The organism is Amycolatopsis sp. NPDC051903 (genome assembly GCF_044452505.1).
Classification (GTDB): domain Bacteria; phylum Actinomycetota; class Actinomycetes; order Mycobacteriales; family Pseudonocardiaceae; genus Amycolatopsis.
In genome coordinates this window covers 94,234-119,872 of record NZ_JBITBT010000008.1, presented here as the reverse complement: position 1 = coordinate 119,872, position 25,639 = coordinate 94,234, and the positions used below count along the sequence as shown (strand labels likewise).

The 25,639-nt window shown below is 71.5% G+C and carries 20 protein-coding genes; 9 read left to right on the top strand and 11 right to left on the bottom strand.

What is annotated here, in order from left to right:
- Positions 1-31: 31 nt before the first annotated feature.
- Entirely contained in the window at positions 32-1,693 is a 1,662-nt protein-coding gene (locus tag ACIA77_RS20250; RefSeq protein WP_395887437.1) for a purine-cytosine permease family protein, read from the bottom strand.
- 187 nt (positions 1,694-1,880) lie between these two features.
- Positions 1,881-3,590, bottom strand: coding sequence for an acyl-CoA dehydrogenase family protein (locus ACIA77_RS20245; protein ID WP_395887436.1), 1,710 nt, complete (start codon positions 3,588-3,590; stop codon positions 1,881-1,883).
- A 230-nt stretch (positions 3,591-3,820) separates the two neighbouring features.
- Here ACIA77_RS20245 and ACIA77_RS20240 point away from each other — a divergent pair, with 230 nt between their 5' ends.
- Positions 3,821-5,467 carry a DEAD/DEAH box helicase gene (locus tag ACIA77_RS20240; protein ID WP_395887435.1) on the top strand — a complete coding sequence of 549 codons (1,647 nt, stop codon included), beginning with the start codon at positions 3,821-3,823 and terminating at the stop codon, positions 5,465-5,467.
- A 561-nt stretch (positions 5,468-6,028) separates the two neighbouring features.
- Here the strand turns inward: ACIA77_RS20240 and ACIA77_RS20235 are convergent.
- Genes ACIA77_RS20235 through ACIA77_RS20220 form a run of 4 tightly spaced genes read right to left on the bottom strand, consistent with a single transcriptional unit; the run spans position 6,029 to position 9,823 of the window.
- Positions 6,029-7,024, bottom strand: a complete 996-nt coding sequence (locus ACIA77_RS20235) for a YdcF family protein (protein WP_395887434.1) — start codon at positions 7,022-7,024, stop codon at positions 6,029-6,031.
- Between the two features lie 49 nt (positions 7,025-7,073).
- Positions 7,074-7,958, bottom strand: a complete 885-nt coding sequence (locus tag ACIA77_RS20230; RefSeq protein WP_395887433.1) for an ABC transporter permease — start codon at positions 7,956-7,958, stop codon at positions 7,074-7,076.
- The gene (locus ACIA77_RS20225) at positions 7,945-8,748 is read right to left on the bottom strand and encodes an ABC transporter ATP-binding protein (RefSeq protein ID WP_395887432.1); all 804 of its coding nucleotides are present in this window, start codon (positions 8,746-8,748) and stop codon (positions 7,945-7,947) included. Before ACIA77_RS20225 ends, ACIA77_RS20230 begins: the two co-directional genes overlap by 14 nt.
- Before the next feature lie 16 nt (positions 8,749-8,764).
- Positions 8,765-9,823, bottom strand: coding sequence for an ABC transporter substrate-binding protein (locus ACIA77_RS20220; protein ID WP_395887591.1), 1,059 nt, complete (start codon positions 9,821-9,823; stop codon positions 8,765-8,767).
- Between the two features lie 298 nt (positions 9,824-10,121).
- On the opposite strand from ACIA77_RS20220, the gene ACIA77_RS20215 reads away from it, so the two are divergent.
- Genes ACIA77_RS20215 through ACIA77_RS20205 form a run of 3 tightly spaced genes read left to right on the top strand, consistent with a single transcriptional unit; the run spans position 10,122 to position 13,226 of the window.
- A complete protein-coding gene (locus ACIA77_RS20215; protein ID WP_395887431.1) occupies positions 10,122-11,504 on the top strand; it encodes a purine-cytosine permease family protein in 1,383 nt (460 codons plus the stop codon).
- A 25-nt stretch (positions 11,505-11,529) separates the two neighbouring features.
- Positions 11,530-12,210: an SDR family NAD(P)-dependent oxidoreductase gene (locus ACIA77_RS20210; protein WP_395887430.1), complete on the top strand. Its 681-nt coding sequence runs from the start codon at positions 11,530-11,532 to the stop codon at positions 12,208-12,210.
- Positions 12,207-13,226 carry an S-adenosylmethionine:tRNA ribosyltransferase-isomerase gene (locus ACIA77_RS20205; RefSeq protein ID WP_395887429.1) on the top strand — a complete coding sequence of 340 codons (1,020 nt, stop codon included), beginning with the start codon at positions 12,207-12,209 and terminating at the stop codon, positions 13,224-13,226. Before ACIA77_RS20210 ends, ACIA77_RS20205 begins: the two co-directional genes overlap by 4 nt.
- 62 nt (positions 13,227-13,288) lie before the next feature.
- Here ACIA77_RS20205 and ACIA77_RS20200 read toward each other — a convergent pair whose 3' ends face one another.
- Together ACIA77_RS20200 and ACIA77_RS20195 are read right to left on the bottom strand one after the other, a co-directional pair.
- Positions 13,289-13,483 (bottom strand): hypothetical protein, encoded by a 195-nt coding sequence (locus ACIA77_RS20200; protein ID WP_395887428.1) that lies wholly within the window; start codon positions 13,481-13,483, stop codon positions 13,289-13,291.
- Positions 13,429-14,490, bottom strand: coding sequence for a helix-turn-helix domain-containing protein (locus ACIA77_RS20195; RefSeq protein WP_395887427.1), 1,062 nt, complete (start codon positions 14,488-14,490; stop codon positions 13,429-13,431). The genes ACIA77_RS20200 and ACIA77_RS20195 overlap by 55 nt, the downstream gene beginning before the upstream one ends.
- Before the next feature lie 110 nt (positions 14,491-14,600).
- On the opposite strand from ACIA77_RS20195, the gene ACIA77_RS20190 reads away from it, so the two are divergent.
- The 3 genes from ACIA77_RS20190 to ACIA77_RS20180 all read left to right on the top strand — a co-directional run bounded on the left by ACIA77_RS20190 (position 14,601) and on the right by ACIA77_RS20180 (position 16,722).
- On the top strand, positions 14,601-14,777 hold the full coding sequence (locus ACIA77_RS20190) for a hypothetical protein (RefSeq protein ID WP_395887426.1): 177 nt from the start codon (positions 14,601-14,603) through the stop codon (positions 14,775-14,777).
- 343 nt (positions 14,778-15,120) lie between these two features.
- Positions 15,121-15,396: a hypothetical protein gene (locus ACIA77_RS20185; RefSeq protein WP_395887425.1), complete on the top strand. Its 276-nt coding sequence runs from the start codon at positions 15,121-15,123 to the stop codon at positions 15,394-15,396.
- 102 nt (positions 15,397-15,498) lie between these two features.
- Positions 15,499-16,722: an MFS transporter gene (locus ACIA77_RS20180; RefSeq protein ID WP_395887424.1), complete on the top strand. Its 1,224-nt coding sequence runs from the start codon at positions 15,499-15,501 to the stop codon at positions 16,720-16,722.
- Positions 16,723-16,757: 35 nt separating this feature from the next.
- Here ACIA77_RS20180 and ACIA77_RS20175 read toward each other — a convergent pair whose 3' ends face one another.
- The 3 genes from ACIA77_RS20175 to ACIA77_RS20165 all read right to left on the bottom strand — a co-directional run bounded on the left by ACIA77_RS20175 (position 16,758) and on the right by ACIA77_RS20165 (position 21,260).
- Positions 16,758-18,728 (bottom strand): protease pro-enzyme activation domain-containing protein, encoded by a 1,971-nt coding sequence (locus tag ACIA77_RS20175; RefSeq protein WP_395887423.1) that lies wholly within the window; start codon positions 18,726-18,728, stop codon positions 16,758-16,760.
- A gap of 295 nt (positions 18,729-19,023) precedes the next feature.
- Positions 19,024-20,577, bottom strand: coding sequence for an alkaline phosphatase D family protein (locus tag ACIA77_RS20170; RefSeq protein ID WP_395887422.1), 1,554 nt, complete (start codon positions 20,575-20,577; stop codon positions 19,024-19,026).
- A gap of 29 nt (positions 20,578-20,606) precedes the next feature.
- Complete coding sequence (locus ACIA77_RS20165; protein ID WP_395887421.1) at positions 20,607-21,260, bottom strand: hypothetical protein; 654 nt, start codon at positions 21,258-21,260, stop codon at positions 20,607-20,609.
- A gap of 102 nt (positions 21,261-21,362) precedes the next feature.
- Here ACIA77_RS20165 and ACIA77_RS20160 point away from each other — a divergent pair, with 102 nt between their 5' ends.
- On the top strand, positions 21,363-24,368 hold the full coding sequence (locus ACIA77_RS20160) for a BTAD domain-containing putative transcriptional regulator (protein ID WP_395887420.1): 3,006 nt from the start codon (positions 21,363-21,365) through the stop codon (positions 24,366-24,368).
- A 90-nt stretch (positions 24,369-24,458) separates the two neighbouring features.
- Positions 24,459-25,220 carry a hypothetical protein gene (locus ACIA77_RS20155; protein ID WP_395887419.1) on the top strand — a complete coding sequence of 254 codons (762 nt, stop codon included), beginning with the start codon at positions 24,459-24,461 and terminating at the stop codon, positions 25,218-25,220.
- Positions 25,221-25,639: the final 419 nt, after the last annotated feature.

Here is a 25,639-nt window from a genome sequence, read left to right as displayed (position 1 = left end):
GTCACCCGGGTGTTAACCCGCAACGCGGCGGTCACGGCGCCACCTCCGGCGATGTCGAGGCGGCGGTCAGCTCCGGGGTGCGGGCGGGCACGACGGGCACTCCGAGATCGACCGGCCGCCACGCACTGGGCTTGCACGCGTCCTTGCACTTGCCCTCGGTGGAGCAGCAGAGCGAGCAGATGGTGCCGCCGTGGAACGGGCAGGTCGCCATGTCGCCGACGTCGTAGCTGCCCTCGCACACCGAGCACGGCAGCTCACCCGCGTCCACCGGCAGTTCCGAGCGGCGCGCCACGTACCAGCGCCCCCGCGTCACAACAGCCACGACCGGCGGCAACAAGAACGCCAGCACCAGCGCCAGGAACGGCGACAACGCGGCCATCGTGGCACCGAACGCGCCGTAGTAGGCGACCATCGACACCGCGCCCGCGATCACCATCGAGCCGAAGCCGACCGGGTTGACGTTGAACAGGTGCGCGCGGTGGAACACCAGCTCCTTCGGCGCCAGCTTCAGCACGCGCCGGTTGAGCACGAGGTCCGACACCATCGCCGCGATCCACGCGACACCGACGTTCGAGTACCACGCCAGCACCTCGACGATGTGCGTGAAGATGTCCAGCTCCATCAGCACGAGCGCGAGGCCCACCTGCAGGAACACCCACGCGGCTCGGCCCGGGTGCCGGTGCAGCAGCCGGGAGAAGAAGTTCGACCACGACAGCGAGCCGGAGTAGGTGTTCATGATGTTGATCTTGAGCTGCGACAGCAGCACCAGAAGCCCGGCGAGCACGAGCGCGACCGTGTGGTTGCCGGTGAGCCGCTCGTACACGGCGGTGAACAGGTCCACCGGCACCGTGACCCGGTCCGGCCCGATCTTCGTGGCCGCGTAGCCCACCAGCAGCGTCGACGCGAAGAAGATGCCGACGGCGAAGAGCGCGAAACCGGGACCGCCCATGATCACCGCGAGCCGCCAGCGGCCGCGCGATCGCGAGGTGGGATCGGGCATCAGCCGCAAGTAGTCGCCCTGCTCGCCGACCTGCGTGGCGAGCGACAGCTGCGCGGCAGCGATCGTGAACACGGCGAGCACGGTGAGCCCCGCGAGCCCGGTCGGCGCGACCGTGGCGGGGTGGACCATGTTGTGCCCGGCTTCCGGTGCCGTCGCGGCGGTGCCGATGGCGAGCCCGATCAGCGCGATCCACAGCGGCCACGTCCACGCCTGGAACTTCGAGCTGAACGTCATCCCGTACAGTGTCAACGGGATCATCACGGCGGACACGACCACATAGGACAGGTGGATGGCCAGGTGTGTCAGCGCCGTCACGGCTTGCGCCATGATCGCGCCCTCGTAGGCGAGGAAGATCAGCGTGTAGGTCGCGTAGACGAGCGACGTGAGCGTGGACCCGAGATACCCGAACCCCGAGCCACGGGTGAGCAGGTCGATGTCGACGTGGCGACGGGCGATCGCGAACGCGATCACGAGCGTGAGCGGCAGCGTCACGGCCGCGGCGACGAGGAAACCGATCATCGCGTTGGCGAAACCGAAGGCGTCCACGAACGCCGCGTCGAGCGCGTACCCCGCCATGGCCGAGATCCCGACCAGGCAACTGAGGAACACCATCCACGGCGACCACTTCCGGAACGACGCCGGTGTGTAGCGCAGGGAATAGTCTTCCATGTTCGGGTTGTCAGCGAGCCCCATGTCCGCTCCTTCCGGCCGGCTGGGCCGAAAACTAGGAACGGAGTATTGCCGGGAGGTGTCCGCGCCCGCTGCGCTCGGTTACGCGGACGCGCGCCCGGTGATCTTGCGCTGACCAGCGGTTTCGTGCCGCAAGATCACGCTTGCGCCGATTCGCGGCCGGTTCCGCCGCTTCGCGGACCGGCCGGCGTCACGGGTTCATCTCGTAGGCACCCGACAGGTCGCGCACCATCGTCCACACGCGCGCGAACCGCTCGCCGTCCACCACGGGCTTGCGCAGCGCCGCCAGCGCGATCTCCTGCTGCTTGCCCGTGGAACTCGCCTTGCCGTTGAGGTCGACGGCGGCCGCGCTGAAGTCCTGCACCAGGACGGCGAAGAGCTGGTCCAGCAGGTCGTCGGAGATCGCCATCAGCTCGGCCTGTTCGAGGATCAGCTGGCCGTAGACGACGAGGGTGAACAGTTCCGTGAGCGCGAGCCCGAAGTCGAGGTCGGCTTGCTGGGTCTCGTCGGGCGTGGCTTCGGCGAGCAGGCGCACGAGGTGGTCGGCCTGCTCGCGGAACAGGGCGACGTTGGGGATGCGGGAGGCGCGGGCGTAGGCCGTTTTCCAGTCGTGGAAACGCACCTTGGACAGGCCGCGCGCCGGGCCCTGGCGGAACAGGAACTCGTCGTCCGCGGCGTCGGTGCGGGTCGGCACCGGGGCATGGTCCTGGGGCGCGAAGAGGTAGTTCGGCATGAACTTCGCGATGAGCGCGAGGTTCACGGCGACCGTGCCCTCGAGCTTGGGCAGGCCGTCGATGTCGTTCTTGGCCATCGCGAGGTACGTGTCGGCCTCGAAGCCCTTCGCGGCCACGACGTCGGCGACCAGGCCGATCACCTTCTGCGCCTGCGTGGTCACCTTCATCTTGGTGATCGGGTTGTAGAGCAGGTAGCGGCGGTCGTCCGGGCCGGCGGAGCGGAAGTAGTCCACGGCGCGGTCGGAGAAGAGCTTCATGCCGATCAGCCGCGCGTAGGCCTCCACGAATTCGCGGCGCACGTGCGGGAAGTCGGTGACCGGGTTGCCGTAGAGGATCCGGTTGTGGGCGTGGGTGATCGCCTCGTACAGCGAGTGCGTGGCCATGCCGATGCCGCCGAAGCACAGGTTGAACTTGCCGATGTTCACGGTGTTGAGCGCGGCGCTGAACGCCTCCGCGCCGACGTGGAGGACGTCCTCGGCGTGCACCGGGTAGTCCTCGAGCCGGAACTCGGCGACGAACATCTGCGAGGGCACGACGTTCTTCACCAGGTGGTAGTCCGGGTGCTCGGAGTCGGCGTAGAAGAACACGTACTGGCCGGGACCTTCGACACCTTCGATGCGGCCGAACACCGACACGGTGCGGGCGATGTTGCCGTTGCCGATGTAGTACTTGGCGCCGTTCGCGAGGTAGCCGCCCGCGCCAGCGGGGGTGAGCACGAGGTCGGACGAGTAGATGTCGGCGCCGTGGTCCTTTTCGGACAGTCCGAACGCGGCGGCGCCGCCGGCGGCGAGCGCGGCGGCGGCGCGCTTGCGGGCGGGTTCGTTGGCGCTCTGCCACACCGGCCCGAGGCCGAGGATGGTGACCTGCCACGGGTACCAGTAGTTGAGGCCGTAGAAGCCGAGGATTTCCGAAAGCGCGGCGACGCGGCTGGTGTCCCAGCGCTTGTTCTCGTCTCCGTCGGCGTCGGCCGCCGGGGTCAGGAAGGTCGAGAACAGGCCTTCCCGCCCGGCGAACTCGAGGAAGTCCGCGTAGAAGGTGCGGTTGTGGTAGTCCTCGGTCAGCTTGCGCTTGCCGCGGGTCTCGAACCACTCGATGGTGGCGAGCAGCAGGCGCCGGGTCTCCGGGTCGAAGGACTTCGGGTCGTACGCCCGCGGGTTCAGCAGCATGGCACTCCTCCGTGATTACCGACGGGTAACTTAGCAAGGCGCCGGGACTGCGGGCAAACTCACTCGGCGGTTCGGGCACGGGCGGTTATACTGATCTTGCGGTCCGCACAGTTCTGCCTCGGACCGCCCTTGTTGTCAGTACCACGCGCCGCGGCCCCCGAGGTCTGCGCCGGGCAGGACAACCCTTCTCACGTATGGAGAACCGGGGCACCCCGCGCCCGCACGCACCTATGACCACATTCACCGAACTAGGTCTGTCCCAGTCCCTCGTCGACGCGCTGGCCGCGCAGGGAGTCACCGCACCGTTCCCGATCCAGGAAGCGACGCTGCCGCACACGCTCGCCGGGCGCGACGTGCTCGGCCGCGGCCGCACCGGCTCGGGCAAGACGTACGGCTTCGCGCTGCCCGTGCTGGCGCGTCTGTCCGGCGGCCCGACGCGCCGCCGCCCCGGCCGGCCGCGCGCGCTGATCCTCGCGCCCACGCGCGAGCTCGCCACCCAGATCGACGCCACGCTCCAGCCGCTCGCGAAGGTGCTGGGCCTGAAGACCACCACGATCTTCGGCGGCGTGAGCGCCGTCCCGCAGGTCACGAAGCTGCGCGACGGCGTCGACATCGTCGTCGCGTGCCCCGGCCGGCTGGCCGACCACATGCGCTCGGGTGAGGTGAAGCTCGACCGGATCGAGATCACCGTGCTCGACGAGGCCGACCACATGGCCGACCTGGGCTTCCTGCCCGAGGTCCGCCGCATCATGGCCGCCACGCCGGAGTCCGGCCAGCGGCTGCTGTTCTCCGCGACGCTCGACCGCGGCGTCGACGTGCTGGTGAAGCAGTTCCTGCACGACCCGGTCACCCACAGCGTCGACTCGGCCCAGTCGCCGGTCGCGACGATGACGCACCACGTGCTGCACCTCGAGGAGACGCACCGGCTGCCGGTGCTCGTCGACCTGACGGCCGCGCCCGGGCGCACGCTGGTGTTCACGCGCACGAAGCACCGCGCGAAGGCGTTGACCCGCAAGCTGGTCGCCAACGGCGTACCGGCCGTCGAACTGCACGGCAACCTCGGGCAGAACGCGCGCACGCGCAACCTCGAGGCGTTCTCCTCGGGCACCGCGCGCACGCTCGTGGCCACGGACATCGCGGCTCGCGGCATCCACGTGGACGACGTCACGCTCGTCATCCACGCCGACCCGCCGGTCGAGCACAAGGCCTACCTGCACCGCTCCGGGCGCACCGCGCGGGCGGGCGCGTCGGGCACCGTCATCACGCTGATGACCGACGACCAGGTCGCCGACGTCCGCGACCTCACCCGCAAGGCCGGCATCAAGCCCACGACCACCCAGATCGGCCCCGGCCACCCGCTGCTGACGGAACTCGCCCCCGGCGAACGCACCTTCAGCCGCCGCCCGGCCGTCGACAACCGGCCGAAGAAGGTCACGGCTTCCGGCGCCGACCCCTCGGCGCCGCGCGCGGGCCGCTCGGGCCGCCGCGGCGGCCCGGCCGCGGAAAACCGCGGGGGCCAGGGCGCCCGCGCCGCCGCCCGCCGCCAGGACGACTCGCCCAGCCGCAACCGCCCCACCCGCGGCGGCACCGGCCGCGGAACCTCCCGCGACGGCGCTCCTTCCGGCCGCACCGGCACCTCGGCCAACGGCTCCGGCCGCCCGACCCGCTCCGGCGCGTCCGGCACCGGCGGCCGCTCGGCCAACGGCCGCGCCGGCACTCCCACCACCCGCACCGCCAACGGCCGCGCACAGGGCGAACCGCGCCAATCCCGCAACGGCTCCGGCCAGCCCCAGTCGAACCGCTCCCAGAAACCGGGCCGCGGCGCCGCGGCCTTCTCCGCGGGCACCCGCGCCGGCTCCCGCCGCGGCGGCCGCTGACCCCAGTGCCACCCGCACCCGGCCCGCTGGCTCACGCCGGCGGGCCGGTCCGTCTACGCCGCTGGAGGCCGGAAAGCCTCGCCCGGTTCCGCCGCAGCGCGCGCCGCACCCGTCCGAGACCGATTCGCCGGCCTGATCCGGCGGGCCGGAAAGCCGACGTCAGTTCTGCGGCAATGGGCGCCGCGCGCAACCAGCCCCAGCGAGATTGCGCCCGAATGCGCGGATCGGCCTCCGCGCGCAAACGACGAGTTGCGCTTCGGCAAGTGCCGCGCACAACCCGGCCAGCAAACTTCGTGCCCGCAGACCGGTTCCGCCTCGCACGGGCAATCGAGCAACGGCGCCGAGGGATCGCCGCAGCGGCCGCCGCGCACAACCGTGTGCAACCGGTCCGCGAGTTCACGCTGGCCAGCCCGTCGACGCTGGCCACGACCGAGCAGCTCAGTGAGTCGTCGGTGCGACCGCGGGCCGAAGCCCGTCGGCGACCGGGTCGCCGCCCTACTCCCCTGGCTGGTCAGCGCGCGCAAGCGTTTGCGCGGCGGCTCCTCGAACCGAGCCGAGCCGTCAGAGGAGGGTGGCGAGGGCGAGCGCCGGCGGGAACCCGACCAGCACCACGAACGCGGCGATGTTCGTCTTCTTGTACTGCACCAGCAGGGCCACGAATTCGCGCAAGAAGGCGCTCGGCACGAAGTACGACGCGGTTTTCGCGCCGATGACGTCCAGCTTCAACCCCAGGCGGCGCGCGAGGACGGCGGTGCGGAAGACGTGGTAGTTGTTCGTCACGGCCAGGAAGCGGCCGGAGACGCCGTGGTGGCGCAGGACGTCGACGCTGAAGCGGAGGTTCTCGTCGGTCGTCGTGGCGCGGTCTTCCAGCAGGACGGCCGAGCGCGGGACGCCGGTGTTCTCCAGGTACGACGCCATGGCGGCGGCTTCCGATGTGAGCTCGTCACTGCCCTGGCCGCCGGAGACGACGACAACCGCGTCGGGCGACCGCCGGAGGACCTGTGCGCCGCGGTCGAGGCGGCTGGCGAGCAGCGGCGGGACGCGGTCGCCGAGGAGGCCGGAGCCCAGGACGATCACCGCGTCGGCGCGGGCGCGGCGGTTCACGCGGCTGTAGAGCACGGAGTACAGCAGCAGCGCGGTGAACACGAACGCCAGGTACGCCGACAGCAGCAGCGCCGAAGCCGCCAGCACGACCAGCCACGACTGGCGCAGGAACACGAGCGAAGCGAGCGTCACCCCGTAGATCCCCAGCATCGCGAGCCCGGCCAGCAGCGACAGCAGGTTCGCCGGCCGGTGTCCCTCGCGGCGCCACATCACGAGCCCGTTGGCGATTAGCGCCCACGGCAGCACCAGCGCGGACGTCGCCGCCACCACGCCGGCGACGATCAGCACCACGACCTGCACCCACACGAGCCCGGCGGTGAGGCTGAACAGCCACAGCGCCGTGAACAGGAGCGCGATCGCGAACCACACGGCGTTGCCGAACCGGCGGGGCTCGCGCAGGAAGCGCACGACGAAGATCAGATCGGCGATCAACGCCAGGATCCCGGGGGCCACGATCCGACATTGTGCTGGATGCGCGTTGCCCCGTTCGGACGAGCCCTCGCTACAGCGACGAGGTGAGTCCCCGCGCCCGCAGCACCATCCGCTCGAGCGGCCGGAACACCAGCAGTTCGATGCCGATCCCGACGAGCAGGATCAGGAAGATCGCGGCGATCACCGTTTCGATCTCGTTGAGCGACGAACCCTGGTTCAGGTACGCGCCGAGGCCCACTCCCAGCTGCGGCGACAGCGCGATCAGCTCCGCCGCCATCAGCGACCGCCACGAGAACGCCCACCCCTGCTTCAACCCGGCCAGGAACCCGGGCAACGCGGCGGGCAGCAGGATGTGCCGGGCCGCCGACAGCCGGCGCGCGCCCATCACCTGGCCGACGCGCGGCAGGATCGGCGGGATCTGGTCGATGCCCGACACGAGCCCGTTGGCGATCGACGGCACCGAACCGAGCAGCACGACGAAGTAGATCGCCGCGTCGTTGATGCCGAACCACAGGATCGCGGCCGGCACCCACGCCACCGACGGCAGGCTCTGCAGCCCCGTCAGCAGCGGCCCGATCGCCGCGCGCACCACGCGCACCTTGGCGACGAGCAAGCCCAAGGGGGTCCCGATCAGCACGCCCGCGGCGAACCCGAGCGCGGCGCGGTGCACCGACGTCCAGATGAACCCGAACACCTCGCCGTCGGTGAGCCGGCTCCAGAACTCGTCCCACACGGCCAGCGGCGCGGGCAGCTGGGCCTCCGGCCAGAACGCCGCCGCCCACAGGATCTGCCACACCACCACAAGCAGCACGAGCGCGAGCACGGGCGGCAGGAACCCCCACGCGAACCGCCGCCAGAACGACGGACGGCGCTCCCCCACCGGGGCGTCGAGCGCGTCGAGGCCGGAGCCGACGGCGTCGAGCTCGTCGACCCCGGAACGGTCAGGCTGCGGCATGGGTGCTGATGACCTTTCGCAGGTGACCCGTGATCTCGTCGGTCAGCTCTTCGGTGTCGGCCGACGCCACGCCGGTCCACTCGCGCACGACCCGGCCCGGCCGCGACGACAGCAGCACCACGCGCTGCCCCAGCCGCACGGCCTCGCGCACGTCGTGGGTCACGAACAGCACCGACGTGCCCGTGCTGCGCCACACGCGCAGCAGCTCGCTCTGCAGCACGTCGCGGGTGATGGCGTCGAGGGCGGCGAACGGCTCGTCCATCAGCAGCAGCGCCTGCTCGGTCTCGCCGCCGACCCGCTGCGTCGCGGCCAGCGCCCGCGCGAGCGCGACGCGCTGCCGCATGCCGCCGGACAGCTCGTGCGGCCGCTTCTTGCCGACGCCGTTGAGCCGCACGAGGTCCAGCAGCTCGGCGGCCTTGCGCCGGCGCTCGGCGCGGCCGAACCCGGCCAGCCGCAGCGGCAGCTCGACGTTGCGGCTCGCCGTGAGCCACGGCATCAGCGCGGCTTCCTGGAACATCACGGCCGGGCGCGAGGTGTTGAGCGTGATCTCACCGGCCGACGGCGCGTCGAGCCCCGCGACGAGGTTCAGCAGCGTGCTCTTGCCGCAGCCGGACGCGCCGAGCAGGCACACGAACTCCCCCGGCGCGACGTCGAGGTCGACGCCGTCGAGCGCGACCACCGCGCGCCCGGCGGGGCCGAACGCCTTGCGCACGCCGGACAGGCGCACGGCGGCGGTGCCGGTGAAACCGGTGTGGTCGGTGTGGTCTCCGGGCAGGGTCGTCACGGTCATTCGCTCGCTGCCTCTCTCACTTGGCCAGATCGCGGGATTCGACGGCGGGGAGTTTCGCGTCCTTCAGCACGTCGTTGAGCGGGCCGAAGTCGGCGAAGCCCTTCAGCGACACCGCGGACTTCGCGACCCCCGCCGTGACGGAGTCCTGCGCCAGCTGCGGGAACTGGCCCGGGATCGGATCCGTGGTGAGCTCGATGCCGGAGAACGCGCGGTCGAGCACAGCCGGGCTCAGCGAGCTGCCGGCCAGCTTCTTCAGAGCGCCGTTGACGACGGTCTTCGCGTCGGCCGGGTTCGCCTTGGCCCAGTCGATGGCGGCGAGCTCACCCTTCAGCACGGCGCGCACGGTGTCGGGGTGCTGCTGCAGGAACTCGCTGCGCACGATCACGACCGTGGTCGGGAAGCGGCCCTGCGGCCACAGCGACTTCTCGTCGACCAGCACCTTCGCACCGGCGTCGAGCACCAGCCGCGACGACCACGGCTCGGGCAGCCAGCCGCCGTCGACGTCGCCCTTGAGGAACGCGTCGAGCGTCTTCGGGTTGTCCATCGTGGTCACGGTGACCTGGCCGGTGAGCTTCTTGGCGGCGAGGAACTTCTTGAGCGCGACGTCCTGGGTGTTGCCGAGCTGCGGCGTGGTCAGCGTCTTGCCCTTGAGCTGGTCGACGCTGGTGATGCCGGGCTTGACCACGAGCTGCGCCCCGCCGGACACCGCCCCGGAGACCAGCTGGATCGTGCCTTCGGACTTGCCGAACGCCGTGATGGCCGGGCCGGAGCCGATGAACGCCATGTCGAGCGACTTGCCGAGCAGCGCGTTGACCTCGTCGGGGCCGGCGTTGAAGGTCTGCGTGGTGAGCTTCGTCTTCCCCAGCTGCTGGGTGAAGAAGCCCTTCTCGACGCCGATCAGCGCCGGGGCGTGCGTGACGTTCGGGAAGTAGCCGAGCCGGACCTCGCTCGCCGCGCCCTCGTTCTGCGCCTGTTCCTGCGGCCGGTCCGCGCGCGAACACCCGGCCAGGACGCCTGCCACGGACAGCGCGGTCAGCGCGGCGGCCAGGAAGCGGGTTCTGCGGTGGGTGCGCACGTCGGATCGCCCTTTCACGGATCTGGTGTGCGGCGAGGTTCGCATGGGAGCGCACGGACCTGCACCGACATCCGCATGCCGGGAAATCTCGCGGGCACCTCTTGACAGAGCCCGCGACCGTGGTTATCGGCTGCGGGGAGACGTTCGTCGCGGTCGCTTCCCGGGAACTCCCCTGGAGAGGAATCATTACCGCGGCCGCACGAAGAAGGGACAATCACGACGTGAACGAGCCTGCGAGGGACCCCATCAGCACGGCACGGCTGACGAACGCCGCACCGAACGCCGGCGAGGCCCGCGCATGAGCGGGATCGACGCCGACGTCTTCGGGGGGCGCATGCCGTCCGGGTCCGGTGACCTCGCGATCGAAACGCACGGGATCACCCCCGTGCCGGAGGGCAACCGCTTCGGCCGGCCGTGGCGGCTCGCGAGCGTCTGGTTCGCGCCGAACCTCACCATGACCGCCGTGTTCACCGGCACGCTCGCTTCGACGCTCGGGCTCGGCTTCACGACGGGCTTCATCGTCGCGCTGATCGGCACGATCCTCGGCTCGCTGCCGCCCGCGTACCTCTCGACCTGGGGCCCGCGCACCGGCACGGGCCAGCTGCCGCTCGCGCGCCTGCCGTTCGGGCGCGGGGTCGTGCTGCCCGGGCTCGTGCAGTGGCTCGGGTCGATCGCGTGGGACGCGCTGGTCGGCCTGTTCGGCGGCGAAGCGCTGGCCGAGCTCACCGGCCTGCCGTTCTGGGCCGCCGTGCTGCTGGTGCTGGCGCTGCAGTGCGCGCTCGGGGTGTTCGGTTACGCCGTGATCCACCGCGTGCAGGCCGTGATGAGCGCGGTACTGGTGGTCGCGTTCGTGGCGCTCGCGGTGAAGGTCGTGCTCGACCACCCGATCACGTTCACCGACTCGGCGTCGGGCGGCGACTTCGCGGGCGCCGTGGTGCTGTTCTCGACGATCACGCTCAGCCTCGCCATCTCGTGGGCTCCCTACGCGGCCGATTTCAGCCGCTACCTGCCGGCCGACACCAAACCGGCCGGGGTCTTCTGGTTCACGCTGCTCGGGCTCACCGCGTCCTACGCGCTGGGCGAGGGCATCGGGCTCGCGCTCGGGTCGGCGCTCGGCGACCAGACGGCCGCCGGGGTGTCGAAGCTGGTCGGGGGCGGGGTCGTCGGCGGGCTCGCGTTGCTGGTGATCGGGCTGGCCGCCGTGTCGTCCAACGCGATGAACGACTACAGCGGTTCGCTCGCGCTGCAGACGGTGGGCGTGCGGCTGCGCCGTCCGGTGTCGGCGGTGGTGGTGACGGTGCTGGCGTTCGCGCTGATCCTGTGGATGCACAGCGGTGACCTGTCGGCGAAGTTCGAGAACGTGCTGCTGTTCGTGAGCTACTGGATCCCGCCGTTCCTCGGGGTCGTGGTGCCCGACTGGCTGCGCCGCACGCGCGGCGGACGGCGGTTCGACGTGCTGACCGAGCTGGCGAAGCCGGCCCGGTGGTGGCCGGCGGTGGTCGCGTTCGTGGTGGGCTTCGCCGCGGCCGTGCCGTTCATGAACACCACCGTCTACACCGGACCGGTCGCGGCGGCGCTGCACGGAGCGGATCTGGCGTACTACGCCGGGTTCGTCGTTTCGCTGCTGGCGTACACGATCCTGCGCCGGTTGACCTCCAGTAAGGTGGAGGTCGCAGGCTGAGAGGTACCCACTCCAGGAGGTACCCATGCCAGCCGCCGTCATCACCGGCGCGTCCGCCGGTCTGGGCCGAGCCCTCGCCGCGGCCCTCGTCCGTCGCGAGTGGACGGTGCTCGGCACCGGCCGGGGCGAGGCCGCGCTGCGGGCCGCCGCCGACGAGCTCGGTTTCACCGCCGTGCCCGGCGACGTCACGGACCCGGTGCACCGCGCCGCCCTCGCCGAGGCCGCCGGGCCGAGGCTCGACCTGCTCGTGAACAACGCCAGCACACTGGGCGTGAGCCCGTTGCCGCCGCTCGGGGACTACCCGGACGACGAGCTGCAGGCCGTGTTCCGCACCAACGTCTTCGCGCCGCTCGGTCTGGCCCGGCTGCTGTTGCCGGCGTTGACGGCGGCCCGGGGCACGCTCGTTTCCGTGAGTTCCGACGCCGCCGTCGAGCCGTACGAGGGCTGGGGCGCCTACGGCTCGGCGAAGGCCGCGCTCGACCACGCCACGGCCGTCCTCGGGGTGGAGAACTCCGCGCTGGCCGTGTACGCCGTCGACCCGGGTGACCTGCGCACGGCCATGCACCAGCTCGCCTTCCCGGGCGAGGACATCTCCGACCGGCCGCTGCCGGAGACGGCCGTGCCGGCGTTCCTGCGGCTGCTCGACGAACGCCCGCCCAGCGGCCGCTACCGCGCGGCCGAACTGCTCGAGGCGGTGCGTCCGTGAGGCCGGCGCGCACCCGCTTCACCCTGCCCGAGGACCTGTACGCCGCCGCGCCGCCGGAAGCGCGCGGCTTGGCCCGTGACGAGGTCCGCCTGCTGTTCGCGGACCCCGCCGGCGTCCGGCACTCCGTATTCCACTCCCTCGGGGACTTCCTACACCCGGGCGACCTGCTGGTGGTCAACACGTCCGGCACAGTGCCCGCGGCCGTCGACGCGGTGCGCTCGGGCGAGGTCATCACCATCCACTTCTCCACCGAACTCGACGACGGCAGCTGGGTCGTCGAACTCCGCTCCCCCGGCGGCCCGCTGCTGGACGGCCGGCCCGGCGAACGCCTGCTGCTGCCGGCCGGGGCGGCTCTGACGCTGGACGCGCCCCACGTCCCGGGCGCACGCCTGTGGCGCGCCCGCGCCGACGTCGAGGGCGGCGTCGCGAAGTACCTGGCCCAGGTCGGCCGCCCGATCCGCTACGGCTACGTCCCGCGCGCCTGGCCCCTGCCCGACTACCAGACGGTGTTCGCCCTCGACCCGGGCTCGGCCGAGATGCCCAGCGCCGCCCGCCCGTTCACCGAAGCCCTGGTCACCCGCCTCGTTTCCCGCGGCGTCCTGTTCGCGCCGCTGCTCCTGCACACGGGCGTCTCCTCCCCGGCAGCCGGCGAACCCCCGTACGCCGAACGCTTCCACGTCCCCGCGACGACCGCCGCGCTCGCCAACTGGGTCCGCGCGCAGGGTGGGCGCGTCATCGCCGTCGGGACCACCGCGGTGCGCGCCCTGGAATCCGCGGCCGTGGACGGCGCGGTGACGAGCGCGTCGGGCTGGACGTCCCTGGTGCTGGGGCCTTCGCACCCGGCCTCGGTCGTCGACGGCTTGATCACGGGCCTGCACACCCCGGAGGCTTCGCACCTGCTCCTGCTGGAAGCCGTCGTCGGCCCGGCGCTCGTCCAGCAGGCCTACGACGCGGCGGTCGAGCGGCGGTACTTGTGGCATGAGTTCGGGGATGTGTCGTTGTTGTTGAAGAGGTGAGTGTTCGGGGGTCCTTTGTGGACCTTCGCGCGGACTTCCCCCGTTGTTCCGCAGCGTGGCGCTCAAAGCCGGATGCCCACCCACTGCGCGAACCCGGCCAGCGAGTCGGTGACGCGGCGCTCGGCAGTGGCCAGCCCGCGCACGGTCTCGGAGACCGACGGGTGGTGGCGAGTGGCGTTCGGCGCCACTTTCCGCGCCGCGTTCAGCTCGGCGAGCGTCCTCTCCCGGTTGCCGTGCAGCAGCCACGCCCGCGCCATGTCGATGTGGTGGTGCCCGACGCGACGCGCTCCGGACGACGCGGATCCACCACGGTCACCGACTCGGCGCGACGCACGGCCTCGGCGGCGTTGTAGTTCTCGACGGGCGTCGCGCACCAGTGGACGACGATGTTCGTCACGCTCGCGTCCACGTTGTAGTGGGGCGTCTCCGGCGGGTGGAACTCCTCGGCGAACGCACGCGCCTCCGACAGGTACCCGTCGGCCTCGTTCGGATCGCCGGCGCGCGCGGCGAGGATCGCCGCGCGCAGATCGAGCTGGATCGCGATGGCGCGGTCCGCCGGCCCCGCGGCGACGTGCCCGCGCGCACGGTCGAGCAGCCGCAGCCCGTTGCGGTAGTCACCGTGCTGGAGGTAGCGCGTGCTGCGGTGGTACGCGCTGATCGCGATGCGCAGCGGGTCGCCGGTGGCCGGCGCGAGCTGGATGTGGCGCTCGGACGCGATCGCCGCGAGGTCGGCCTGCCGAAACCGCCCGGCGACCGTCGCCGCCATCCGGTAGGCGTCGTGCAGGAACGCGCGCGCCTGCTCACCGGCGTGGCCCGGCTCGCCGGCCAGGACGTACAGGTGGTGCAGCAGAGGGGGCAGCTCGGCGAGCACGTCGGCGTTGCGCAGCGCGAGAGCCTTCGCCGAGATCTTCGTGAGGCGCCCGGCGACGGCGTCGAGGGTGAGCGGGTCCCCCTCAGGCCTGGGGTCGTCGTAGGCGTCGAGCGCACCGCGCAGCTCGGCGACGCCGGCTGACTCCGGACTCGGCTCGTCGAGCACCTCGCTTTCCCGGGTGCCGTACAGCGTGGCGACCTTGATCCCGAGCACCCGCGCCGCTCCCGCCACGAACGCGGCGCTGGGCGGCTTGCTGCCCTGCTCCACCTTCTTGACCAGCGACTGCGAGAAGTTGGCGCGCTGCGCGAGCTGGAGCCGACTCAGCCCCTTCAGCTTGCGAGCCGCCTTGAGCCGGTCGGCCACGCTGTCTCCCGGGAGATCGGGCACGCGCATGGTGCTCCTGCCGTCCGCCTGGTGTCCCTTCGGTGTCCTTCCAAGCCTACCAATCACTTTTAGCCTCTCGGCGGTAACTATCAGCAACGACTCCCAAAGGGCGGTGCACGATGACGGTGCGCTTTGCAGGCACGCTGCCTGTCGACGAGGTCGAAGAAGCGATATACGCGGCGCGATTCTGGACGAAGGACGCCCGCAACCACCTGTTCCGCCGGGCCGAGCTCGAGGACCTGATTCACGACGTGGTGGAACCACAGTGCACCCGTGGGGCACCCGTGGGCGCGTGATCCCCGCGCGCTGGGCGTTCCGTTCGGAACTGTCCGACGAGCCTGGCGGCGACCGCGACCGTTCGCGGGATTGCCGGCCGTGCTTCCGGAGGCGATGACGGTGGGCTGGTGGATCCGCGACGACGGCGGAGAGACAGTCACCGACCCCGAGACCGGCGTTGTGATCGCACCGGGTGATTCGCACTGCGCCGAGTCCTGCCACCGAACCATCCCCCGCCCGTCTTCCTTCGAAAGCCAAAACACCACGGAGAGTGAGCTACCATGCCGAGGACGTGCCCTGACTGCTACGGCTCCGGTCTCACCAAGGACCGGAAGGCGTGCCCGAGATGCGGAGGGATCGGCGATGTCCACGACTTCGTGCGAGCTGTGCTCCGGCAGTGGGGTGCTGTCCTGGGAACAGCCTTCCGCTGATCTGTCCGAACTGCGCACGATCGAGATGCCGTGCCCGAACGGCTGCGGCGACGAGTGGCACCACCCCGCGGCCGAGCGCGACCGGGTCATCGAGCAAACCGACGACCGGCCCACGACCCGTGTTCGCGGCTGGGCCGACGAATCCCAGGAGGTCGGCCATGACTTCATCACCGACTTCCTTCGGCAGACCGGGCACCTCAAGCACTGACCAGCGTCGCTGCGCAGCAGCGGCGCAACCACCAAAGTCCTTTGTAGACCCCCAGCCGTAACCGACTTCCCCGGCCGCACCCGGCCCTGCCAAGATCGGCGGATGGGGGTACCACAGCCGTTGCGGCAGCGGCGGTTCACGCTGTTCTTCACCGCGCGGCTCGTGTCGCTGCTCGGCAGCTCCATGACTCCCGTGGCGCTCGCCTTCGCGGTGCTCGACAGCAGCCGCGCCACCGGCGACCTGGGTGTGGTCCTCGCGGCCAACATGGTGCCGATGCTCGCGCTCCTGCTGGTCGGCGGGTCGGTGGCCGACCGGTTTCCCCGGGCGGTCGTGCTGCGCGTCGCGAACCTCGGCAGCGGGGTGACGCAGCTGGTCGCGGCGGGGATCCTGCTGACCGGCAACTACTCGCTCCCGGCGCTCATCGCGACGGAGTTCCTCAACGGAGTCCTCACCGCGTTCACCACGCCGGCGCTGCGCGGGATCGTGCCGCAGCTCGTAGAGCGCGCGAGCCTGCGGCAGGCGAACTCGCTGCTGGCCACGGCGCGCAACGTGGCCAAGGTGACGGGGCCGTCGCTGGCCGGGGTGCTGGTGGTGACGACGAGCGGGGGCTGGGCGATCGCGGCCGACGGGGTGTCGTACCTGGTCGCCGGCGTGCTGCTCAGCGCGCTGAAGCTGCCGCCCGCCCAGGCCACCGCGCGGGAGTCGGTGCTGCGCGGCATCCGCGAGGGCTGGCACCACTTCCGCCGCGTCCCGTGGCTGTGGCAGATCGTGGCCGCCTACACCGTGGTCAACATCGCGCAGACGGGCGTGTGGCAGGTACTCGGCCCGATCATCGCGCGCGACACGGTCGGCGAAGCGTCGTGGGGCGCGGTGCTCAGCGTGCGGGCGGCGGGGGTGCTGATCACGGGCGTGCTGATGTACCGCGTCGCTGTGGGGCGGATGCTGTCGGTGGGCCAGGTGTGTGCCGCGCTGACGGCCGCGCCGTTGATCGTGCTCGGCACCCATCCCGGCTTCGTCGCGCTCGCCGCGGCGGCCCTGATCGCGGGCCTCGGCGGCGGGTTCGCCAACGTCGCCTGGGACACCACGCTGCAGGAGAACGTCCCCGGGCACCTGTTGTCCCGGATGGCCTCCTACGACGACTTCGGTTCCTACGTCGGCATCCCCCTCGGCCAGCTCTCCGCCGGTCCCCTGGCGGCGGCGTTCGGCGCGGGTCCCGTGGCCACCGCCGGCGGCGCGCTCCTCGCGACGGCCGCGCTCGTGCCGCTGTTGTCGCCGGCCGTGCGGGCCGTGCGCCACGACACGAAGCAGGCCCCCTCCCTGCCGTGACAGGAAGGGGGCCTGTTTCGACCCTCAGTGGCGGATCACACGAGCAGCAGGAACGGCAGGCCGTTCGGCGAACCGAGGCCGGTCACGTCGTCGTAGCCCTCGGTCGTGTGGATCGTGAGGTTGGGGTAGTCGAACGTGCGGGCCGACGTGAGCAGCCCACCCGACGCGTCGACGCTGTTCGCGAAGTCCACGCGCTCCACGGCGCCGTCCACGTGCTTCACGTCGTAGATCACCGAGGTGCGCGACGTGAGCTGGTACAGCGCGGGGTTGATGAAGCCGTGGTGGAAGTGGTCGAGCGAGTCGGCCACGGCCATCACGCCGGCGAACACCGGGGACGCGAGGCTGGTGCCCCCGATGCGGTACTGGTCGTAGTAGTCGCCGTCGGGGAAGCGCTGCGTCTGGCCCACCAGCATGCCGGTGTTCGGGTCGGCGACCGCGGAGATGTCCGGGACCACGCGGCCCTTCTTGTTGCCCTTCTGGTTCTTCGTGGACAGCGCGTCCGGCACGACCCCCTTCTGGTAGAAGGGCTGGCCGAACACGCGGCTCGTGCCACCGCCGGCACCACCGTTGAACGCACCTGGGAACGCCGGGGCGTACGCGCCGTTGGTCAGCGTCGACTTGCCGGTCTCCCAGCCCGTCTCGAAGATCCGCTGGCCCTTCTTGTCCACCGCCAGCGAGGTGCCGCCCACCGCGGTCACCCACGGCGACGAAGCGGCGAAGTCGGGCGAAGGCGTGCCGAGGCGCGCGGCCTCGTCACCGTTGTCACCGGAGGAGAAGTAGACGCCGATGCCCTCGAGCGCCGCCTGCTCGGCGATCTGGTTGAACGCCTTGATCTCGCTCGCCGGCAGGTCCTCGCCCGTGTCGCCGTAGGAGTTCGACACGATGTCGGCCTTGTGGCCCGCGACGACGTAGTTCAGCGCGGTGTCCAGCGACAGGTCCTCGCAGTCGGAACCGCCGACGTAGAGGATGTCCGCACCCGGCGCCAGGCCGTGTGCGGCCTCGACGTCGAGGGTCTCCTCGCCGTACCAGCCCGACGCGTCGCACTGGTCCGGCGGCTCGAGAACCGGGTTCGCCGGGAAGACGTGCTGGCTGAACTGCGACTGCTTCAGCGGGTGCGCCGGGTCGTTGCGCCGGGCGTACTCGGACGCGTCGGCGTAGATGGTCGGCGACGCGAAGGCGTCCACGATCGCGATCGTGGTGCCGTGGCCGTCGGCGCCCAGCTTGGCGGCCTGGTCGAGGCCGTAGGCCGAACGCAGCTGCGCCGGGGTGTAGCCGCACGGCGCGTACGGCAGCTGCTGGCCGTTGTACGCCGGGTCGGTGGTGTCGGTCTTCTCGCCGTAGTAGGCGCTGCACGGGCCCGAGTTGCGGAAGCCGGGTCCGGGCGGCGCGGTCTGCGGGCCGGCCGACTTGGCGGTCCGCGAGTCGGCACCGTCGGTGTGGTCCGGCTTCAGCAGGTTCGTGGCCTGGTCGACGCCGACCACGCCGAGCACGTCGGCGGCGACCGACGCGGGCACGGAGAGGTCCTTGTCCGCCGCGCGCAGCGTCTGGCCCTTCACCGCGTACTTGCCGAGCGTGACGTCGAACGCGTGCTGGACCTGGTCGGCCGAGCCCGTGGCCTCGACGTACGCGCGGTTCGACGGCACGTCGCCGATCTTGAACCCGGCGCCCGAGAGCCAGTTCTTCACCGCCGCCACCGTCTGGTCCGACGCGGCGAAGCGGTCACGCACCTGTTCCGGCGACAGGTACTGCTTGTAGCTCTTCGACTGCGGGTCCGACACACCCGCGGCCGCGGCTTCGGCACCGGCTTCGTCGCGCTGGTTCAGGTAGACGCGGAAGTCCAGCTGAGAAGCCGGCGCGGTGTCGGCGACCTTGGCCCCGGGGTTCGCCCAGAGCGGGTGCGACTGGGGGATGTCGGCCCGCCCCTGGGCCGACGCCACCGCCGGCGTGGTGGCCGCGAGACCACCCGCCACCGCCAGCGAGAGGAACACGGTAAGACTTCTTCGCACAGGCAACTCCCTCGTGAATCGCGGACCCCAGGCCGCGAACGTCCGGCCTGAGACTAGGTCCGCGCCCGCCGCCGGGGAAGCGTCGCCCACGCCGGTTCGCAACTGTTATCTCGCCCGCCGGATCGATCTTCCGTGGCGGGCCAAGGAGAAGTCCGGTTCGTCCACACTGTTTCGAGTGGAATATCCTTGGATGCGAGGAAAGTCCGGGTTTCGTGTTCCGCAGAGTGGTAACACGGAGCACGCCGGGCGGCCGAGCACCACCTACTTCCGTCGGGTGCTTCGGCCGCCCGGGTGATCAGACCGCTTGCAGGCCCTTCGAACCCGCGGTGACCACGAAACTCTTGTCGGTTTTGATCACGAGCTGCGCCGGGTCGTTCACGCTCGTGTCCGACACGACCACGAAGTCCGCCAGCAGCTGCGCCGGCGTCGCGGTGACGCGCACGTACCCGCGTTCGCCCTTGCAGTACTTGATGTGTGGGTTGTTCGCGAGCCACGCGGCGCTCGGCGGCGCCGCGTCGTCGCTGTTGGACGTGACCGAAGTGGTCACCAGCTCCGAGCCGACGATCGGGTCGCTGTGGTCGAAGTAGTCCTTGCGCAGGTCGGCCGCCCAGTGGCGGTGCACGTCACCGGTGAGCACGACCGGGTTCGGCACCCCGCGGTCGATCCAGCCCTGCGTGATGCGGTCGCGCGAGGCCGCGTAACCGTTCCACGAGTCGGGGCTCTCGCAGGTGGCCGAGTCGCCGTCGCCGTCGCGCTGGGCGAAGAACACCTGCTGGCCCAGGAAGTCCCACGTGGCCGGGTGCGATTCGAACGCCTTGAGCAGCCACTGCTCCTGCGCCGTGCCGGTGATGGTGCGCGAGGTGTCGCGGTAGGGCCCGCACGCCGTGCCGCTCACCTGCGAGTTGCGGAACTGGCGCGTGTCCATCATGTGGAAGCGCGCCAGGTTGCCCCACAGGAACTGGCGGTACAGCTGGATCGACGCGCCGCTGGGCTTGGCCGTGGACCGGATCGGCATGTGCTCGTAGAACGCCTGGAACCCGTAGCCCTTGCGCGCGGTCGACGCGGGGCTCGTGGTGCTGTTCCAGTTGTTCATCACCTCGTGGTCGTCGAACACGACCATCCAGGGCGCGAGCGCGTGCGCGGCCTGGAGGTCCACATCGGTCTTGTGCTGGCCGTGGCGCGCGCGGTAGAGCGCGAGCGTGGTGGTGTCCGAAGGCACGGCGAGCTTGCGCGGGTTGAGTTCCGCTTTCTTGCGCCCGGACGGCTTTTCGTAGATGTAGTCACCGAGGAACAGCACGAGGTCCGGGTCGTCGCGCACCACGCCCTTGTACGAGTGGTACCAGCCCTCTTCCCAGTGCTGGCAAGAGGTGAAGCAGTACTTCAGCTGGTTCACGGCCGCGCCGGCGGCCGGAGCGGTGCGCGTACGGCCGACGGGCGAAACGTAGCCACCGGCCTTGAACCGGTAGAAGTACTCGCGCGCCGGCTCGAGCCCCGTCGGTTCGATGTGGACACTGTGCGCCGAGGCGCGCACGGCGTCGACCGATCCGCTCTGGACGATCGAGGAGAACGCTTCGTCGTTCGCGAGCTCCCAATCCACGACGTACGTCGCGTCCGGCATCCCGCCGAACCCGTCGGCGTTGAGCGGCGCGGGCGCGAGCCGCGTCCACAGCACGACGCTGTCCGGCAGCGGGTCGCCCGAGGCGATGCCGAGCTGGAACGGGTCGTGGATCGGCGGTGCGGCGATCGCGGTGCGCGCGGTGGCCCACGAGGGCAGCGCCGTCGTGGTCGCGGCGGCGGTCACGGCGGCGAGTCCGCCCAGCAGCACCGAGCGCCGGTTCACCTGGCCCATGGCAAGGTTCCTTTCGGGGAGTACAAGTGTCAGGCTGCGAAGTCGGTGAGGCCGGCACTGCACCCAGCGAAGGTCGGCGGCGAGGTGTGGTGGCCCGTGCAGACCTTGTAGAACACCCACTTGCCCTTCGCGACGGGTGCGGCCTGGTCCACCGACGTGCCGTTGCCGCCGGAAGCCCAGACGTAGTACCGGCCCGAGCCGTCGGCGAGCCAGTACTGCACGACCCCGGAACTGCCGTCGGCGTTGGTGTCGTAGGCGACGAAGTGCGCGTCCGACGAGCGGAACACCCCTTCGGCGGCGCACGACGCGGCGCACTGCGCGCTGCCCGTGCCGGTGCCGCAGTCGGGGGCGACGCGGCCGTCGGACCCGGTCTGCACGTAGCCGTCGGACACGTACCCGCCGAGAGCCGGTACGTAGTCCCAGATGGTGGTGGTGCCGAGCGGGCCGGTCACGGAATTGCCCGTCGTCTGGCACTCGATGTTGACGGTCGCACCGTTCGCGACCGTTTTTACCGCCGTGGCCGCGGTGTTGGGCGCGCGGCGGACGTTGAGCGGGTCACCGGCGGTCTGGACCTTGCCGGGGACGGTGGCGGACGCGGGCACCGCCGCGGTGAGCGCGAACCCGCCCACCGCGGCCAGGACGACCCCGAAACCGGCGAGGCGCCGGAGCTTCGAACGCTTCATGGCCATAGCGTGTCGAGGCGTTGTACACGACCCGTACAAATCGCATTTCGGGGGCGTTCAGCGGCCGAATGGATCTAGCTAACCGCCACGGACGCTCCTAGCATGCCCGGTCATGGGGACCTTGCCGCTCAGGCGGGTAAATTGTTGACTTCGCTCGCGTTCCGGATTCTCGGGCCGCTGGAGGTCGTTGCTGAAGGCCGGGCCGTCCCACTGGGCGGGCCGAAGCCGAGGTTGCTGCTGGCCGCGCTGGCTTTGCAGCCGAACGTCGTGGTGTCCACCGAAGTGCTGGTCGAAGTCTTGTGGCCGAGTGCAGCACCTCGTTCCGCGGCAGCCAACATCCGCACCTACGTCCACTCCCTCCGCCGCCGGCTCGCGGAGACGGCGCCCGAGCTGGGCGACCGAATCAGCAGTCGCGCGTCGGGATACCTGCTCTCGGCCGCGGACGAAGAACTCGATCACGTCGTTTTCAGCAAACACGCCGCCGAAGCGCGGAATGCGTTCGAACGCGGTGCCGCGGAATCGGCGCTCGCGCTGCTCGACAAAGCCGACGCGCTCTGGCGCGGCGAAGTGCTCGAAGGCCTGCCGCACGACCACAGCTGGGGTGCCACGATCGCGCGGCTGACCGAGCTGCGGCTGGCGGTGCAGGAGCAGCGGCTGAAAGCGCGGCTCCAACTGGGCCGCCACGGCGAGGCGATCGCCGAGCTGCGCGGCCTCGTCACCGAGCACCCGTTGCGCGAACAGTTGTGGCAGCAGCTGGTCACGGCGTTGCGCGACGGGGGCCGGATCGCCGAGGCGGTCGAGGCCTACGAGCTGGCCGAGCGCACGCTCGAAGAGGAACTCGGCGCCAGACCCGGCCCGCGGCTGCGGGAACTGCGGGCGACGCTCGTGGCGCCGGAAACCGCCGTGCCGGTCGTGCCCGTCGGCCCGCCCGTGGCCCGGCCGGCGACCGACCTGCCGATCTGCCAGCTGCCGCTGGACCTGCCGGACTTCACCGGCCGCGACGACGTGGTCGACCAGCTGGTCACGCGGCTGCGCGAGCACGGCGAGACGGGCAAGCCGACGGTGGTCGTGCTGTCGGGCGCGCCGGGCGTCGGCAAGTCCGCGATCGCGGTCCGCGTGGCCCACGCGGTGCGCGACGCGTTCGCCGACGGGCAGCTCCACGTCGACCTCGCCGGCACGTCGTCGTCGCCGCGGGCGCCGATGGGCGTGCTGGCCGAGCTGCTGCGCGCACTCGGCATCCCGGACGCCGGGCTGCCGCGCGACCTGCCGGAACGCTCGGCGCTGCTGCGCTCGCGCCTGGCCGGCAAGCGCATGTGCGTGGTGCTCGACGACGCGGGCAGTGCCGCGCAGGTGCGTCCGCTGCTGCCGGGCACGGGCGCGTGCACGGTGCTCGTGACCAGCCGCGTGCGCCTGCCCGACCTCGACGGCGCGGTGCCGGTCGACGTCGACCTCCTGCCCGAGCCGGAAGCGGCGCGGCTGCTGGAGGGCATCGTCGGCGCGGAGCGGGTGGCGGCCGAACCCGACAACGCGGCGGCGATCCTGCGCCAGTGCGGGCACCTGCCGCTCGCGATCCGCGTCGCCGGGGCGAAGCTGACCAACCGGCCCAGCTGGTCGCTGCGGATCCTGGCCGACCGGCTGCACGACGAGCGGCGCCGGCTCGACGAGCTGCGCGTCGGCGACCTCGCCGTGCGGGCGAGCGTGACGCTGTCCTACGACCTGCTGCCGATGTCAGCGGCCGCGGCGTTCCGCCGGCTCGGAGCGCTGGGGCCGCTGCAGTTCCCGGCGTGGGTGGTCGCGGCCGCGCTGGGCCGGCCCTCGGCCGACGACGTGCTCGACGTGCTCGTCGACGCCCACCTCGTGGAGCTCGTCGCGTCCGACGCCACCGGCCAGCCGCGCTACCGGCTCCACGACCTCCTGCGCGTGTACGCGGCTGAGCTGGCGGAGCGGGACGCGCCGGGGAAGACGCGGCAGGCGGTGCGGCGAGTGCTGGAGGGGTACCTGGCGCTGGCCGTCACGGCGGCCGAGCGGATGCCGATCCACTTCTTCGGGCAGTACCGCGACCCCGCCGTGCCGTACCCGGAACCGCCGGACGGGACCGGCGAACTGCTGGCCGACCCGGCCGCGTGGTTCGCCGCGGAACGCCGCTCGGGCGTCGCCGCGGTGACGCTGGCCGCGCAGCTGGGTCTCGACGACCTGGCCTGGCAGCTCACGGCCGCGTTCACGCCGTACTTCGACCTGCGCGGGCACCAGGACGACTGGCACGCCACCCACGCGGTGGCGCTGGTGGCGGCCCGGCGCGCGGGGGCCGTGCGCGGCGAGGCGATCATCCAGCGCAACCTGGGGCAGATCCACCTGTACCAGGACAGCTACGCCGATGCGTTCGTGGCGTTCGACGCTGCGCGCGAGCTCTACGAGCGCGTCGACGACGCCCAGGGCACCGGCGTGGCGCTGGCCGGGCTCGGCACGATCCTGCGGATCCAGGGCGACAACGACCTCGCGCTCAAGCGCTGTCACGAGGCGTCGGAGCTCTTCGCCGAGGCCGGCGACCCGCACGGTGAGGCGGTGATCCGGATCGCCGTGGGCGCGGTGTGGATGGCGCAGAAGTGCTACGCGCCGGCCAAGCGGTGGTTCACCGACGCGCTCGAACTGGCCGCGGCCATCGGCGACCGGCACCGCGAGGCCCACGCGCTGCAGCGGCTCGGCCTGCTGCACCAGCACGAGGGCAACCTCGGGCCGGCGCGCGAGCACGTGACGCGCGCGATCGCCGTGTTCACCGACCTGGGCGACGACCACTGCGTCGGGTACGCCAACCAGAACCTCGGTGAGCTCTGCCTGGCCAGCGGCGATTTCGCGCACGCGCAGCTGCTGCTGGTCAACTCGCTGAGCGTGCACCGCCGCAACGGCGACCGCCGTTCGGAGGCCGAGGTTTCGCAGCTGCTGGGTGAGCTGCACTCCGCGCTCAGCCAGCCGGAGCGTTCGCGCACGTACTCGGAGCGGGCGCTGGCGATCTGGCGGGAGCTTTCGGCGCGGCCGCAGCAGTCGGAGCTCGAGACGAGGCTGGAGTCCGCCGAGTCCACGGGTGGGGGTCCACGGATCGTGTCAGCCTGACCCCCATCCGCGCGGCGCCGCTTGCCACCACGAAGGGTCCCGCCGGGACGAAGATCCCGGCGGGACCCTTCGTGGTGGGAGGAAACGCGGATGGTGCGGGTGGATCCGTCCACGGTGGACGGGGTGGCGCCGCTCGTGCGGAGCGGGCCGGCTCGGTCCGCTGTGGACACCGTGCCCTCGACGTACCGGATCTACGCGACGCGCGAGGGCCTCGTCGGCGGCACGACGGCCAACGGCCACGTGATCGCGAGCCGGGACCACTTCGTGGCGTTGCCGTCGACGAAATCCGTGTCGCGCCAGGGAAGCGGCACGTACACGGTGAAGGTGTGCCGCACCGACGACACCCGCTGCGAGTACGCCCCCGTGTGGGACGTGGGCCCGTGGAACACGCACGACGACTACTGGAACCCGCCGGCTTCGCGGGCCACGTTCCCGACGCTGCCGCAAGGCGTTCCGGAAGCACAGGCGGCGTTCCAGGACGGCTTCAACGGCGGCAAGGACGCGCGCGGCCGCGTCGTCAAGAACCCCGCCGGCCTCGACCTCGCCGACGGCGTGCTGTGGGACGGCCTCGGGCTGACCGGCAGCTCGTGGGTGGACGTGACCTTCCTGTGGACGGGCCCGGCGGCGGTGTGGGGCGCGGTGACCACGGCGGGCGCGCCGCTGACCCTGCGCGCGAGCCCGAGCACGTCGGCCGCGGTGACCGGCCTGGCGGCGAACTACGCCCGCGTGCCCGTGGAGTGCTGGGTCCCCGGCGAGACCGTGGACGGCAGCGCGCGCTGGGTCCGGCTGGGCCCGGACGAGTACGGGGCGGACGCGTGGCTCCAGCACCCGGGCGACGTGCCGGAGTGCTGAGTCAGCGGTTCGTGTCGGCCGTGATGTGCTCGATCCGTCGGCCCGGAGCGGGCGAAGCCATCGGGCGCGGCCCCGCGAGGCGCCGGGGTGGTGAGTCAGCGGAGGCGCTGCCGGTCCCGCTCTTCGGCGACGCCGTCTCCATCGCAAGCGCGCCTGCGTTATCCGGCAGTGTGCCGGAGTGCTCAGTCAGCGGTTCGTGTCGGCCGTGATGTGCTCTATCGCCGGCCCGGAGCGGGCGAAGCCATCGGGCGCGGCCCCGCGAGGCGCCGGGGTGGTGAGTCAGCGGAGGCGCTGCCGGTCCCGCTCTTCGGCGACACCGTCGACGTCCCAAGCGCGCCTGCGTTATCCGGCAGTATGCCGGAGTGCTGAGTCAGCGGTTCGTGTCAGCTGTGATGTGCTCGATCGTCAGGCCGGAGCGG

Excerpts from the sequence above, each read along its gene's own strand:
- ACIA77_RS20250 (WP_395887437.1), bottom strand. The coding sequence starts at position 1,693 with ATGGGGCTCGCTGACAACCCGAACATGGAAGACTATTCCCTGCGCTAC.
- ACIA77_RS20245 (WP_395887436.1), bottom strand. The coding sequence starts at position 3,590 with ATGCTGCTGAACCCGCGGGCGTACGACCCGAAGTCCTTCGACCCGGAG.
- ACIA77_RS20240 (WP_395887435.1), top strand. The coding sequence starts at position 3,821 with ATGACCACATTCACCGAACTAGGTCTGTCCCAGTCCCTCGTCGACGCG.
- ACIA77_RS20230 (WP_395887433.1), bottom strand. The coding sequence starts at position 7,958 with ATGCCGCAGCCTGACCGTTCCGGGGTCGACGAGCTCGACGCCGTCGGC.
- ACIA77_RS20225 (WP_395887432.1), bottom strand. The coding sequence starts at position 8,748 with ATGACCGTGACGACCCTGCCCGGAGACCACACCGACCACACCGGTTTC.
- ACIA77_RS20215 (WP_395887431.1), top strand. The coding sequence starts at position 10,122 with ATGAGCGGGATCGACGCCGACGTCTTCGGGGGGCGCATGCCGTCCGGG.
- ACIA77_RS20210 (WP_395887430.1), top strand. The coding sequence starts at position 11,530 with ATGCCAGCCGCCGTCATCACCGGCGCGTCCGCCGGTCTGGGCCGAGCC.
- ACIA77_RS20200 (WP_395887428.1), bottom strand. The coding sequence starts at position 13,483 with ATGGCGCGGGCGTGGCTGCTGCACGGCAACCGGGAGAGGACGCTCGCC.
- ACIA77_RS20195 (WP_395887427.1), bottom strand. The coding sequence starts at position 14,490 with ATGCGCGTGCCCGATCTCCCGGGAGACAGCGTGGCCGACCGGCTCAAG.
- ACIA77_RS20190 (WP_395887426.1), top strand. The coding sequence starts at position 14,601 with ATGACGGTGCGCTTTGCAGGCACGCTGCCTGTCGACGAGGTCGAAGAA.
- ACIA77_RS20185 (WP_395887425.1), top strand. The coding sequence starts at position 15,121 with ATGTCCACGACTTCGTGCGAGCTGTGCTCCGGCAGTGGGGTGCTGTCC.
- ACIA77_RS20180 (WP_395887424.1), top strand. The coding sequence starts at position 15,499 with ATGGGGGTACCACAGCCGTTGCGGCAGCGGCGGTTCACGCTGTTCTTC.
- ACIA77_RS20170 (WP_395887422.1), bottom strand. The coding sequence starts at position 20,577 with ATGGGCCAGGTGAACCGGCGCTCGGTGCTGCTGGGCGGACTCGCCGCC.
- ACIA77_RS20165 (WP_395887421.1), bottom strand. The coding sequence starts at position 21,260 with ATGAAGCGTTCGAAGCTCCGGCGCCTCGCCGGTTTCGGGGTCGTCCTG.
- ACIA77_RS20160 (WP_395887420.1), top strand. The coding sequence starts at position 21,363 with ATGCCCGGTCATGGGGACCTTGCCGCTCAGGCGGGTAAATTGTTGACT.
- ACIA77_RS20155 (WP_395887419.1), top strand. The coding sequence starts at position 24,459 with ATGGTGCGGGTGGATCCGTCCACGGTGGACGGGGTGGCGCCGCTCGTG.